At 74.5% G+C, this 13,087-nt stretch carries 10 protein-coding genes; 3 read left to right on the top strand and 7 right to left on the bottom strand.

Annotation, left to right across the window (positions count from 1 at the left end):
• Positions 1-71: 71 nt before the first annotated feature.
• A complete protein-coding gene (locus BLT39_RS02600; RefSeq protein WP_091059321.1) occupies positions 72-1,676 on the bottom strand; it encodes a phospholipase D family protein in 1,605 nt (534 codons plus the stop codon).
• 60 nt (positions 1,677-1,736) lie between these two features.
• Between BLT39_RS02600 and BLT39_RS02595 the strand changes: the two genes are divergently transcribed.
• The 3 genes from BLT39_RS02595 to BLT39_RS02585 are packed head-to-tail and all read left to right on the top strand — an operon-like array spanning position 1,737 to position 5,253.
• A complete protein-coding gene (locus BLT39_RS02595) occupies positions 1,737-3,002 on the top strand; it encodes an aspartate kinase (protein ID WP_091058107.1) in 1,266 nt (421 codons plus the stop codon).
• Entirely contained in the window at positions 2,999-4,042 is a 1,044-nt protein-coding gene (locus BLT39_RS02590; RefSeq protein ID WP_091058104.1) for an aspartate-semialdehyde dehydrogenase, read from the top strand. The genes BLT39_RS02595 and BLT39_RS02590 overlap by 4 nt, the downstream gene beginning before the upstream one ends.
• Positions 4,039-5,253, top strand: a complete 1,215-nt coding sequence (locus BLT39_RS02585) for a glycosyltransferase 87 family protein (RefSeq protein ID WP_091058099.1) — start codon at positions 4,039-4,041, stop codon at positions 5,251-5,253. The genes BLT39_RS02590 and BLT39_RS02585 overlap by 4 nt, the downstream gene beginning before the upstream one ends.
• Here BLT39_RS02585 and BLT39_RS02580 read toward each other — a convergent pair.
• Genes BLT39_RS02580 through BLT39_RS02555 form a run of 6 tightly spaced genes read right to left on the bottom strand, consistent with a single transcriptional unit; the run spans position 5,243 to position 13,086 of the window.
• On the bottom strand, positions 5,243-7,048 hold the full coding sequence (locus tag BLT39_RS02580) for a S9 family peptidase (protein ID WP_091058095.1): 1,806 nt from the start codon (positions 7,046-7,048) through the stop codon (positions 5,243-5,245). The two genes, BLT39_RS02585 and BLT39_RS02580, sit on opposite strands and share 11 nt — an antisense overlap.
• An 11-nt stretch (positions 7,049-7,059) precedes the next feature.
• Entirely contained in the window at positions 7,060-8,139 is a 1,080-nt protein-coding gene (locus BLT39_RS02575; protein WP_091058091.1) for a hemolysin family protein, read from the bottom strand.
• Positions 8,136-9,470: a hemolysin family protein gene (locus tag BLT39_RS02570; protein ID WP_091058087.1), complete on the bottom strand. Its 1,335-nt coding sequence runs from the start codon at positions 9,468-9,470 to the stop codon at positions 8,136-8,138. Before BLT39_RS02570 ends, BLT39_RS02575 begins: the two co-directional genes overlap by 4 nt.
• Before the next feature lie 55 nt (positions 9,471-9,525).
• Positions 9,526-10,878 (bottom strand): amidase family protein, encoded by a 1,353-nt coding sequence (locus BLT39_RS02565; protein WP_091058084.1) that lies wholly within the window; start codon positions 10,876-10,878, stop codon positions 9,526-9,528.
• A 13-nt stretch (positions 10,879-10,891) separates the two neighbouring features.
• Entirely contained in the window at positions 10,892-11,770 is an 879-nt protein-coding gene (locus tag BLT39_RS02560) for a DUF350 domain-containing protein (RefSeq protein WP_091058080.1), read from the bottom strand.
• Positions 11,770-13,086 (bottom strand): glutathionylspermidine synthase family protein, encoded by a 1,317-nt coding sequence (locus BLT39_RS02555; protein ID WP_091058076.1) that lies wholly within the window; start codon positions 13,084-13,086, stop codon positions 11,770-11,772. Before BLT39_RS02555 ends, BLT39_RS02560 begins: the two co-directional genes overlap by 1 nt.
• Position 13,087 lies beyond the last annotated feature (1 nt).

Here is a 13,087-nt window from a genome sequence, read left to right as displayed (position 1 = left end):
CGGGGTGTGGGCAGGGCACGACATCGGGTGGGAAGACGTGCTCGCCGCCTCGCGGGCCCGAGGACGCCCGGTCAGTAGGTGCGGCGCAGGCGCAGGCGCAGGGGGCGGCCGTCGGGGTCGTGGACCAACCGGTACAGCGGGGTCGCCCACAGGCGCTCCAGGCGGGTCAGCTCCGGACGGCGGTGCACCCGCAACCGGCCCGGCGGACGCGGGCCCACCCGGCCGCCGGCGTGCCAGGCGTCCAGGGCCTCGGCGGACGCGACGCAGGCGGCCACGAACTCGTCGGGGTCGAGCAGGCCGGTGTCGTCGGCCGCGTCCAGGTGCTCGCGCCCCAGCTGCAGCCGCAGGTCGCGGGCGAAGGTGCGCGCGCCGTCGCCCAGGCCCGCGGGGTCCTGCGGCTCGCGAGGGTCCCGGGTGGGGTCGAGCACGGCGTTGGACAGCTCGCTGTCGTGCGTCCAGGACCGGCGGTTGACGTTGTCGCTGCCGACCTCCGCCCACACGTCGTCGACCACGCACACCTTGGCGTGCACGTAGACCGGCGTGCCCTCGTGGTTCTCCAGGTCGAACACGTGCACCCGACCCGGCGCGGCCTCCTGCAGCAGCGTCATCGCCTGGGCCTGCCCCAGCTGCTGGGGCCGCTCGGAGAACGCGCCCTCCTGGTCGGGGACCCTCGGCACCACGACCACCAGCTGCAGCCCGGGGTGCTCCCGCAGCGAGGCGGCCAGGTGGTCGGCGACGTCGGAGGACCACAGGTACTGGTCCTCCAGGTAGACCAACCGGCGGGCCCGCTCCAGCGCCTTGGTGTAGCCCCGGGCGATGGACCGCTCGCCCTCGGGCGCGAAGTCGTAGGCCGGCCAGATCTTCGGGTAGGTGCGCAGCGTCTGCACCACGTGCGGGCCGCACGGCGGGGGCGGCGGGGGCTGGGCGGGCAGCTCGTCGGGGTCCATCCGGTTGCGGCCCAGCGCCTGCTCGGCCTTGTCGTGCACCCACGCCAGCGGGTGCTCCACCGCCGGGCTGGTCGGGTCGTCCCAGCGCTCCCGGAACGCGTCGTCGAGCACCCCGACCACCGGCCCGCGCACCTGCAGCTGCACGTCGTGCCAGGGCGGGGTGTCCCCGTAGGCCGACGACATCGGCTGCGGCTGGGGGTCGCCCCGGTGCTCGGCGTCGTCCCGCCGGGTGTGGCCCAGGTCGATGCCGCCGGCGAACGCCACGTCGCGCGCGGGGTCGTCGGGGTGCCGGCAGACGACGATCTTCTGGTGGTGGCTGCCCAGCCGCCGCACCCGCTGGTCGCGCACGACGACCGCGCCGTCCTCCTCCAGCTCGCGGTCCAGCGAGGCGTTCTGCTCCTTGGAGAAGCTCAGCGCGTCCCAGTGCGAGCGCCAGACCAGCCCGCGCACGCACACCCCGCGCCGTGCGGCGTCGGAGAACAGCTCGTCGACCGTGGGCCCGTCGGGCCGCAGCTTCTGGTCCGGGTCGCCCCGCCAGTCGGTGAAGAACAGGTGGTCGCCCGGGCCGAGGTCGCGCACCGCGTCGACCAGCCGGTCGAAGTAGACGGCGCCGTGCACCAGCGCCTCGGCGAGGTTGCCCTCCGTCCACGCGGGCAGGGCCGAGGACGGGTTGTCCCGCTCGGCCCCGGTCAGCAGCCAGGCGGTGACGTCGTCCTCGGTCTCGGGCACGCCCGTGATCACACCACCGGTTCCGGGTCCCCGCTGCTCGCGCCGGTAGTCTCGGGCCCCGTGGCCCTGGTCGTGCAGAAGTACGGCGGTTCGTCCGTCGCCAACGCCGAGCGCGTGAAGCGCGTCGCCGAACGGGTCGTCCAGGCCAAGAAGAACGGCCACGACGTCGTCGTGGTGGTCTCCGCGATGGGCGACACCACCGACGACCTCCTCGACCAGGCGTCCCAGATCACCCCCGACCCGCCCGGTCGCGAGCTGGACATGCTGCTCACCGCCGGCGAGCGCATCTCGATGGCGCTGCTGGCCATCGCCATCTCCACCCACGGCTACCAGGCGCGGTCGTTCACCGGTTCCCAGGCCGGGGTGATCACCACCTCCAGCCACGGCAAGGCCCGGATCATCGACGTCACCCCCGGCCGGCTGCGCTCCGCGCTGGACGAGGGCTCGATCGTCATCGTCGCCGGCTTCCAGGGCGTCAGCCAGGACACCAAGGACATCACCACGCTGGGCCGCGGCGGCTCGGACACCACCGCGGTGGCCGTCGCCGCCGCCCTGCGGGCCGACGTCTGCGAGATCTACACCGACGTGGACGGCGTCTTCACCGCCGACCCGCGGATCGTCCCCAACGCCCGACGGCTGGACACCGTCACCTACGAGGAGATGCTGGAGCTCGCCGCCTGCGGGGCGAAGGTCCTCATGCTGCGGTGCGTCGAGTACGCCCGCCGCTACGGCATCCCGGTGCACGTCCGCAGCTCCTACTCCCAGCTCCCCGGCACCACGGTGACCGGCTCGATGGAGGACCTCACGGTGGAACAGGCGATCATCTCCGGCGTCGCGCACGACCGCAGCGAAGGCAAGATCACCGTCTACGGCGTGCCGGACCGGCCGGGCGAGGCCGCGGCCCTGTTCCGCGTCATCGCCGACGCCGAGATCAACATCGACATGATCGTGCAGAACGTGTCGGGCGCGGCCTCCAAGCTCGCCGACATCTCCTTCACGCTGCCCAAGTCCGACGGCCCCACCGCGCTGGCCGCCCTGGAGAAGGTCAAGCACACCGTCGGGTTCGACCACGTCGAGTTCGACCAGCACATCGGCAAGGTCTCCCTGGTGGGCGCCGGCATGCGCTCCCACCCGGGCGTCTCCGCGAAGTTCTTCGGCGCGCTCGCCGACGCCGGGGTCAACCTCGAGCTGATCAGCACCTCGGAGATCCGCATCTCGGTGGTCTGCCGCGACACCGACCTGGACCTCGCCGTCCGGGCGGTGCACGACGCGTTCGAGCTCGGCTCCGACGTCGAGGCCGTCGTCTACGGCGGGACCGGCCGGTGAGCCGCCCGCTGCACGTCGGCGTCGTCGGCGCGACCGGCCAGGTCGGCGTCGCGATGCGGCAGATCCTCGCCGAGCGCGGCTTCCCGGCCGCGAGCGTCCGGTTCTTCGCCTCCGCCCGCTCGGCCGGCACCCGGCTGCCCTGGGGCGAGGGGGAGGTCGTCGTCGAGGACGCCGCCACCGCCGACCCCACCGGCCTGGACGTCGCGCTGTTCTCCGCCGGCGCCACGACCTCCCGCGCCCAGGCGCCCCGGTTCGCCGCGGCCGGCGTGGTCGTCATCGACAACAGCTCGGCGTTCCGCAAGGACCCCGACATCCCGCTGGTCTGCAGCGAGGTCAACCCCGACGACGTCGACCTGGCGCTCGCCGGCGACACCCCGGGCCGCATCATCGCCAACCCCAACTGCACGACCATGGCCGCGATGCCGGTGCTCAAGCCGCTGCACGCCGAGGCCGGGCTGACCCGCATCGTGGCCAGCACCTACCAGGCGGTGTCCGGCTCGGGCGTGGCCGGCGTGCGCGAGCTGCACGGCCAGGTGCAGGCCGTGGTCGAGGGAGCCGACGCGCTGGCCTACGACGGGCAGGCGCTGCAGTTCCCCGCGCCGGAGAAGTACGTCGCGCCGATCGCGTTCAACGTGCTGCCGATGGCCGGCTCGGTCGTCGACGACGGCTCGTTCGAGACCGACGAGGAGCAGAAGCTCCGCAACGAGAGCCGCAAGATCCTGCACATCCCCGACCTGCGGGTCTCCGGCACCTGCGTGCGGGTGCCGGTCTTCACCGGCCACTCGCTCTCGCTGAACGTCGAGTTCGCCCGGCCGCTGTCGGTCGAGCGGGCGCGGGAGCTGCTGGCCACCGCGCCCGGGGTCGAGCTGGTCGACGTCCCCACGCCGCTGCAGGCCGCCGGCAAGGACCCCTCCTACGTGGGCCGGATCCGGCAGGACGGCCCGACCGGGCTCGCGCTGTTCGTCTCCAACGACAACCTGCGCAAGGGCGCCGCGCTCAACACGGTGCAGATCGCGGAGCTGATCGCCGCCCGGTCGTGACCGGGCAGCTGTCCCGGGCCGGCACCCGGCCCGGGCGCCCGTCGGACCGGCGGCTGGCCGGCGTGGTGGCGGCCTCGGCGCTGGGGTCGCTGCTGGTCTTCACCCACCTCGTGCAGAACGCCCAGCACGACTGGTTCGACCTGTCGGTCTACGACGGCGCGGTCGGCAGCTGGCGGGCCGCGGGGACCTCGACGGCGCAGCTGTACGACTACCTCAAGCCGGGCACGCCCTACGGCTTCACCTACCCGCCGTTCGCGGCGCTGCTCATGCTGCCGATGACCTGGGTCAGCCTGCAGACCGCGGTGGCGCTCAACCTGGTCGCCTCGGTCGTGCTGGTGGCGGCCGGCACCGCGTGGCTGCTGCAGCCGCTGCTGCGCCGCACCACCTGGCCGGTCTGGGCGGTCCTGGGGACGGCGCTGCCGCTGGTGCTGCTCAGCGAGCCGGTGCGGCAGTCCATGGCCTTCGGGCAGGTCAACCTCTTCCTCGCCGCGCTGGTGCTGGCCGACGTCGCCGCGCTGCGCCGGGGTGCGCGGTGGGCCGGCGTCGGCATCGGGCTGGCGGTCGCGGTCAAGCTGACCCCCGGCGTCCTGCTGCTCTACCTGCTGGTCACCCGCCGGCACCGGGCGCTGCTGGTCGCCGTCGGCACCGCGGTGGGCGCCACGCTGCTCACCCTCGCCGTCGCGCCCGCCGCGTCGGTGCGGTTCTGGACGCAGGCGCTGTGGGAGACCGACCGGGTCGGCAAGGTCGACATCACCGACAACCAGTCGCTGCTGGGTCTGCTCAGCCGCGTCCACGGCGGCGCGGCGCACCCACCGCACGTGCTCTGGGCGGTGCTGGCGACCGCCGTCCTGGTCACCGCGCTGGTCCGGGGGCTGCGGGCCTTCCGCGCCGGCGACGACCTGACCGGCGCCACCCTGGTCGGCATCGCCGGTGGCCTGATCAGCCCGATCTCCTGGACCCACCACCTGTGGCCGCTCACCGTGGCCGGGTTGCTGCTGGTCGTCCGCGGTGGCCGGGCCGCCACCCGCGGCGCGGTCGCCGTCGGCACCGTGCTGGCGCTGGGCGTCAACTGGTGGGCCAACGGGCCCGACGCGCCGCTGCGCGGCCTCGGGCCGATCACCCTGCTGGTCGAGAACGCCTACGTCTGGCTCGCCCTGGTCCTGCTCGTCGCGCTCCCGACCAGGCCCCGGGAGCGCGCTCTCACGGGGTGACGTGCCGCAGCGCGAAGTCCAGCGCGGTCTCGACCTGCCGGATGGTCTCCTCGACCACCAGCGAGCCGTGGCCGGCGTCGAAGCGGTACACCTCGTGCGGCGCACCCCGCTCGGTCAGCGCGGCCAGGTAGTTGTCGATCTGCCGGATCGGGCAGCGCGGGTCGTTGGCGCCGGCGACGACCAGGACCGGCGCGGTGACCGCGTCGACGTAGGTCAGCGGGGAGGAGCGCCGGTAGACCTCGGGCACCTCGTCCGGGGAGCCGCCGAACAGCGCGCGGTCGTAGGCGCGCAGGCCCTCCATCTCGTCCTCGTAGGCGGCCAGGTAGTCCGCCACGGGGACCTCGGCGATGCCGGCGGCCCAGCGGTCGGGCTGGGTGCCCAGGCCCAGCAGGGTGAGGAACCCGCCCCACGAGCCGCCGGAGAGGATGCAGCGGGCCGGGTCGACCACGCCCTCGGCGACCAGCGCGTCCTGCACCGCGGCGACGTCCTCGAGCTCGGTGAGCCCCGGCCGACCGGTGAGCGCGTCGCGCCAGGCCGACCCGTAGCCGGAGGAGCCGCGGTAGTTCACGTGCACCACGGCGTAGCCCGCGTCCACGTAGGCGGCCCGGCGGGCGCGGTAGGAGTCGTCGTCGGCGGCCTCGGGGCCACCGTGCACCAGGAACGCGGTGGCGAAGGGACCCTCGCCGGCGGGGCGGACCAGCAGCGCGTGCACGTCGCCGCCGGGCCCGGGCACCCAGCGGTCCTCGACCGGGTAACCGGCCGGCGGCTCGTCGCCGGGGGCGGCCAGCACGACCGGTCCGTCGGCCCGGCGGATCACCGGCGGGCGCTCGGAGGACGACCAGGCCAGCTCCACGGTGCCGTCGGGCCGGGCGGTGGCACCGCGGACCACGCCGGGCGGGGTGTCCAGCTGGGTCAGCTCACCACTGGCCAGCTCGTAGCGGTACAGCTCGCTGCGGGCGGCGTGGTCGTGCCCGACCAGCAGCGCGGAGCCGTCGGGGTACCAGCCGGCGGTCACGTCGCCGGGCAGGTCGAGCACCAGCTCGGTCTCGGTGCCGGTGGCCAGGTCCCACACCAGCAGCTCCTCGCGGCCGCGGCGTTCGTGGCCGACCAGCAACCGGAGGTCACCGGGGACGGGGGAGAAGCCCAGCGCGTGCAGGCCCAGCTCCGCGCCGTCCCACTTCTCGGCGACCACCCACGGGCTGTCCGGCTCGGCCTGGGAGTGGCCCTCGGGGATGCGGGCGACGTCGAGCACCCGCAGGGCGGGGTAGCGGGGGTCGCCGTGCTCGGAGTGGGAGAGCACCAGCCGGTCCTCGTCGCGGGACAGCGCGTCGACCGAGGCGGTGTCCGGCGTCCGGTAGAACACCCGGGGCGCGCCGCCGCGCGGCGCCAGCCACAGCTCGCTGCCGTCGTCGGTGGACCGGCCGATGACGACCAGGGTGCGGCCGATCTCCAGGCCGGCGGGGTAGGCCGCCGCCACCTCGGGGACGGCGACGACGTCCTCGCCGCCGGCGAAGGGCTGGGTCCGCCAGACGCCGAACTCGTCGCCGTCGGTGTCGGCGAACCACCACACGGTCTCCCCGTCGGGGCTCAGCGTGGCCGCCAGCGTGCCGTTGGGGCGGTCGGTGACCTGCCGCTGCTCCCCGGTGTCGCGGTCCCACGTGTACTGCTCGACCACGCCGCTGACGTCGGAGGCGAACAGGCAGCGCTGCGGGGCGTCCTCGGCCCAGTCCGGGAGCGAGACGCGGGGAGCGCGGAAGCGGGCCTGCCAGCGGGCGGTCACGTCGTCGGGGAGCACGCCCCCATCCTCTACCGCCCCCCGGCGCCGCTGCCCACCGACGGTGCCGCGCTGCCCGCGGGGGTGTGCAGGGCGGCGTCGCGGACGTCGCCGATCAGCTGCTCCAGCACGTCCTCCAGCGCGACGACGCCCAGCAGTGCGCCGTCCTCGGTGACCGTGCCCAGGTGGACGCCGGCCTTGCGCATGGCCTGCAGCACCTCGGGCAGCGGCTCGTCGGGGGCGACCTCGACGAACTGCTCGAGCGCGTCGTCGGGTACCGGCTCGTCGCGGGCGGCCAGGCCCAGGACGTCCTTGACGTGCACGTAGCCGGCCCACCGGCCGTCGGGCTCCACCACCGGGTAGCGGCTGAACCCGTGCGCGGCCACCACCGACTCCAGGTCGCGCGGGGTGGCCGACCGGGGGACGGCGACCAGGTCGTCGGCGGCCAGCAGCACCGACCGGGCGTCGTGGGTCTCGAAGGACAGCGCGCCCTCGGCGAGGGAGGACACCTCGTCGCCGAGCAGGCCCTGGCTGCGCGACTGGGTGATCATCGAGCGGATCTCGTCGCTGTCGAAGCTGGCCGCGACCTCGTCGGTGGGGGTGACCCCGAACAGCCGGACGAAGCCGTTCGCCGCGCCGTTGAAGAACCAGATCAGCGGCTTGAGGACCGTGACGACCTTGGCCATGGGCGGGCCGAGCGCGATCGCGGCGCGGTCGGGGCCGGCGATGGTGATGTTCTTGGGCACCATCTCGCCGAGCACCATGTGCAGCACGGTGACCAGGCTCAGGGCCACCACCAGCGCGATGGGGTGCAGCAGGCCCTCCGGGACACCGGCGGACTCCAGCGGCACCTCGATGAGGTGGGCGACGGCGGGCTCGCCGACCGCGCCCAGGCCCAGCGAGCACAGCGTGATGCCCAGCTGCGCGCCGGCCATCATCTGCGACACGTTGCGCATCGCGGCCAGCGTCCGCTGCGCGCGGGCCGAGCCGGCGGCGGCGCGGGGCTCGATCTGGTCGACGCGGGCCGACACGAGCGCGAACTCGGCCGCGACGAAGAAGGCGTTGCCGAGCAGCAGGGCGACCAGGATCGCCAGGGCGAGGACGTCGTTCACGCCTGCGCCACCTCGTGCTGGCGGGCCGGGAGCTCGGCGGCGTCCGGGAGGGGGTCGGTGCGCAGCCCGGCCACCCGCCGGCCGTCGAGCTGGGTGACGGTGAGCCGGTGGCCCTCGACGTCGACGGTGTCGCCCTCGGCGGGGAGCCGGCCCAGCTGGGCGGCGACGAACCCGGCGACGGTCTCCCACCGGCCCTCGGGGACGGGGACGCCGGTGCGCTCGCGGACCTCGTCGGGGCGCAGCAGGCCGGAGACGTCCCAGCCGTCGCCGCGCCGGCGCAGCTGGCGCAGCGGCCGGTCGGTCTCGTCGGTGATCTCCCCGACCAGCTCCTCGACGATGTCCTCCAGGGTGACGATGCCGTGCGTGGCGCCCCACTCGTCGACCACCAGGGCCAGCTGCAGGCCCTCGTCGCGCAGCAGGTCCAGCAGCGGGTCCAGGTGCAGCGAGCTGGGCACGGCGAGCACCGGACGCGCCAGCTCGCCGGCGGTCACCGTGCCGCGGTCGTCCTCGGGGACGGCGACGGCCTGCTTGACGTGCACCAGGCCGGTGACGTCGTCCAGGTCGCCGTGCCAGACCGGGAACCGGCTCGCGCCGCTGGCGATCGCGGTGTCGATGACCTGCTGGGCGGTGGCGGTGTCGGGCAGGGTGACCAGCCGGGTGCGCGGGGTCATCACGTCGGTCGCGTACTTGTCGCGCAGGCCCAGCGAGCGGTCCAGCAGCCGGGCGGCGGTGGGGGACAGGTCGCCCTCCTCGGCGCTGCGCCGGGCGACCGCGGCCAGCTCGCCGGCGCCGCGGGCGTCGTCGAGCTCCTCGCGGGGCTCGAAGCCGAGCTTGCGGACGATGGCGTTGGCCAGCCGCTGCAGGGCGCGCACCACCACGCCGAAGACGGCGGTGAACGCGCGCATGCCGGGGGCGACGACCGAGGCGACGGTCAGCGGGCTGGCGATGGCCAGGTTCTTGGGGCCGAGCTCGCCGATGAGCATCTGCAGCGTGGTGGCCAGGGTGATGCCCAGGACGACGGCGACCGTGGTGGCCGCGGCGGGGGACAGGCCCAGCGACTCCAGCGGCCCGTCGATGAGCCCGCCGAGGGCCGGCTCGGCGAGGTAGCCCACGAGCAGCGTGGTCAGCGTGATGCCCAGCTGCGCGGCCGAGAGCTGGGTGGACAGCCCCTTCAGCGCCTCGACGACGCCGCCCGCACCCCGCCGTCCCTCGTCGGCGGCCTCCTGCGCCTGGCCGCGGTCGACGGTGGTGAAGGAGAACTCGGCGGCGACGAAGAACCCGGTGAGCACGGTGAGCAGCACCGCGGCGAGCAGGAGCAACCATTCGGACATCGGGTGCCAGGGTGGGGCCTGTGCACCGGCTGCGCGCGGTGGCGCGGTGTGCCCTTCAGGACAGCAGCTGCTCCACCCGGCGGGCCACGGCCAGCAGCGCGGCGTCCTCGCCGGGCAGGGTCTCCAGCGACAACCCGACCGGCAGCCCGGTGGGGCCGGTACCGCAGGGCAGGGACACCGCGGGCATGCCGGCGGTGGAGCCGGGCCCGGTGTTCTGGATGGTGGTGCCGAAGACCGGCACCTGCTCGCCGCCGAGGTCGGTGGTGTCGTCGTCGCCCAGCGGCGGGGCGGTCAGCGGCACGGTGGGGTAGACCAGCGCGTCCAGCCGGCCGCCGCCGTCCAGCTCGTGGGCGCTCGCGTAGGCCGCGCGCAGCTCCTCGCGCAGCTGCAGGCACTCGGCGTAGACCGACCCGGGCACCGGGTCGCCGACCGCGTGCTCCAGCGCCCCGCGGACGTCGGGGCTGACCACCCCGGCCACCAGCTCGTCGAAGGACGGCCCGGCCGGCAGCGACCCCAGGTAGGCGGGCAGGGTGCGCAGGACCTCGTGGAAGACGATGGGGAAGCCGCAGCGGGCGTCGAGCTCGTGCGCGGCGTCGACGTCGACCTCGACCAGCTCGACCCCGGCGTCGGCGAGCCGGTCCAGGGCGCGGCCGACCGCGTCGGCGACGTCGGCGGCCAGGCCGTCGAAGAACCCGGGCAGCGGGACGCCCAGGCGCAGCACGCGGGCGTGCGGCACGGTGGCCGGCGTGGCCCCTGCCACGACCTGGTCGAGCAGGACGAGGTCGGCCACGGTGCTGGTCAGCGCACCGACGGTGTCGCGGGTGCCGGACAGCCCGACGACGCCCTCCAGCCCGCCCCAGCGGCCGACGGTGGGTCGGTAGCCCACCACGCCGCAGTGCGCCGCGGGCACCCGCACCGACCCCCCGGTGTCGGTGCCGATGGCCACCGGCACGACGCCGGTGGCCACCGCGACGGCCGAGCCGCCGGAGGAGCCGCCGGCCGAGCGGGTGGGGTCGTGCGGGTTGCGGACCGGGCCGTAGGCGGCGTTGTTGCTGGTGATGCCGAACGCCAGCTCGTGCAGGTTGGTCTTGCCGACGACCTGGGCCCCGGCGGCGCGCAGCCGGGCGACGGCGTGGTGGTCCCGGCCGGGCCGCGAGCCGTGCAGGGCCGGCGTCCCGCCGCTGGTGGGCAGGTCGGCGACGTCCACGTTGTCCTTGACCGCGACCGGGATGCCGGCCAGCGGGCCCTCGGGGGCGGCGTCGGGGTCGGCTCGCCCGGGGTCGACGACGGCGAGGAAGGCGCCGAGGTCGTCGACGGCGTGCGCCCGGGCGGCGGCCGCGGCCAGCTGCTCGGCGGCGGTGCCACCGGTGCGGGCGCGGGCGAGGTCGAGGCGCTCGGTGCGGCTCACGGGGTCCACGGCCCTACAGCTGGGCCGCGACGACGGTGGCGACCGGCAGCGCCACGACGACGAACAGCCCGGACATCAGCCCGGCGGCGACGACCTGCCCGTCGCGCTGGATGGAGGCCACGGTGACCCCGCGCAGCACGACCAGGTCGATGAGGAACCGGAACAGGTACAGGGTGACGACGGCGATGAGCACGGTGGCGGCGAAGGCGGCCAGCCCCGCCCCCCAGCCGGTGAAGTCCCCGGCCACGCCGACCCGCACGACCAGCGACACCGCGACCAGGATGCCGGCGATCTCGAACGCCGCGGGCAGCGAGCCGGCCGCGATGCCGCGGCGGATGACCCCGCGGGTGACGACGTCGTGCAGGAAGTACACCCCGATGACCACGGCCAGGCCCAGGACGGCGAACACCACGGTGCTGGCCAGCCCGGTCTGCCAGGACGGCGAGCTGCCGATCAGCGAGCCGTTGAGGATGAGCCCCAGACCGAGGTAGAAGCCGGCCTCCACGACCCCGACGGCCACGTTGCCCTCGCGCATGGCCTGCACGTTGTCCACCCGCAGCAGCACGATCTTGTCCACCACGACCCGGGCGACCAGCAGCGCGACGAAGACCCAGGCGCCCTCGACGAGCAGGTTGGTGACGGCGCCCCAGCCGATCTCGTCGAACCGGTACTCCAGCGAGTTGAGCATCCCGACGACCAGGGCGGCCGACAGCGAGAGCCGCTGCACCATGTAGCCGGTGTTGCCGCGGCTGATGATCTCGGCGTTGTCGTCGAAGGAGGTCAGCGCGTTGACCAGGTACCAGAACGCGGCCACGAACGCGGCGACGACCACCACCTGCAGGGCGGCGATCGGCCAGTTGGCGAGGTAGTCGCGGGCGGTGTCGAGGAACATCAGGCTCCCTGCTGGGTGGGGCTGCCGTGGCCGACGACGTGCGGCACGAAGTGGCTCTGGTTGTCGGTGATCAGGCCGGCGCTCTCCCGGATGCCGAGGCCGGCGGGCTCGCCGTCGACCATCCAGATGCCGAGCACGGGGTGGTGGGAGCCGTCCGGGCCGGGGAAGTCCGGCAGCGGGGCGAAGGACTGCAGGACGTAGCCCTCCTCGCCGTAGCCGCCGCCGGTCGAGGCCAGCGTGCGGCCGTCCTCGTAGATGGTGATGTTGGCGCCCTCGCGGGACAGCAGCGGCTTGCGCACGTGCGACTCCTGCATCCACCCGGGGACGTCGTCGTCGGCGAAGTAGGCGGGCAGGATCAGCGGGCTGCGGGCGGGGTCGGTGCCGAACAGCTGCCAGAGCACCGGGAGCAGGCCCTTGTTGCTCCAGAGCATCTTCCAGGGGGCCTCGATCCACACGGTGCCGCCGGGGCGGGCCATGTCGGCGAAGGCGGCCCGGCCGAACTCCTCCTGGACGATCCACTCCCAGGGGTAGAGCTTGAAGAGGACGTCGATGTGCCGGCCGTCGGCGGGGTCGCCCTCGAAGAAGCCGCCGGTGGCCTCGTCCAGGGTGATCTGGTTCATCATGATCGACCGGGTGGCGTAGCGCGGCCGCCCGGCGTCGCGGACCTGGGTGCAGGCGTCGCGCATCAGGAACGTGTTGAACAGGTCCTCGCCGGACCGGTCGGCGCCGTCGCAGGCGAAGTAGACGACCGGGTCCTTGCGCAGGTCGCGCTCGATGAGCCCGAGGTTGCGCTCCCAGGCGCGGGTGAGCCGCTCGAAGACGGAGTTCCACTGGTCGGTGCCCTGGCCGGTGTCGCGGAACCACTCCCACTGCACGTACGCCGACTCCGGGAGGGAGGTGGGGGTGTCGGCGTTGAACTCCAGCAGCTGCGGACGGCGGAGGGTGGGGTCGGTGAGGGACTGCCGGCTGTCCCCGCCGTAGCGGACGTCGAACCGGCCGAAGACGCTCTGCTTGGAGGGCTCGTCGTTCCAGGTGCCGATGACCTGCGCGTGGGTGTACTCCGGGATGCCCATCCTCAGCATGAGCTCGGGGTGGGCGACCATGTGGTCGCCGGCCTCGACGCACATCTCGAACAGGGTGGCGGCGTCCCGCTCGAGCTGGGCGATCTCGACGGCGGTGAAGTCGTAGAACTCGCCCTCGCGCCAGTAGCTGGTGCTGCTGCCGTCGGGCAGCACGGTCTCCCAGTAGGTCAGGCCCTGGGCGGTGACGGTGTCCTGCCAGCCGGGGCGGACGACGCCGTCGTGGACGCGGCGCACC

This window comes from Klenkia brasiliensis (assembly GCF_900100695.1).
Lineage (GTDB): Bacteria > Actinomycetota > Actinomycetes > Mycobacteriales > Geodermatophilaceae > Klenkia > Klenkia brasiliensis.
This window is presented reverse-complemented; position numbering and strand designations above follow the sequence as displayed.

Excerpts from the sequence above, each read along its gene's own strand:
- BLT39_RS02560 (WP_091058080.1), bottom strand. The coding sequence starts at position 11,770 with ATGTTCCTCGACACCGCCCGCGACTACCTCGCCAACTGGCCGATCGCC.
- BLT39_RS02570 (WP_091058087.1), bottom strand. The coding sequence starts at position 9,470 with ATGTCCGAATGGTTGCTCCTGCTCGCCGCGGTGCTGCTCACCGTGCTC.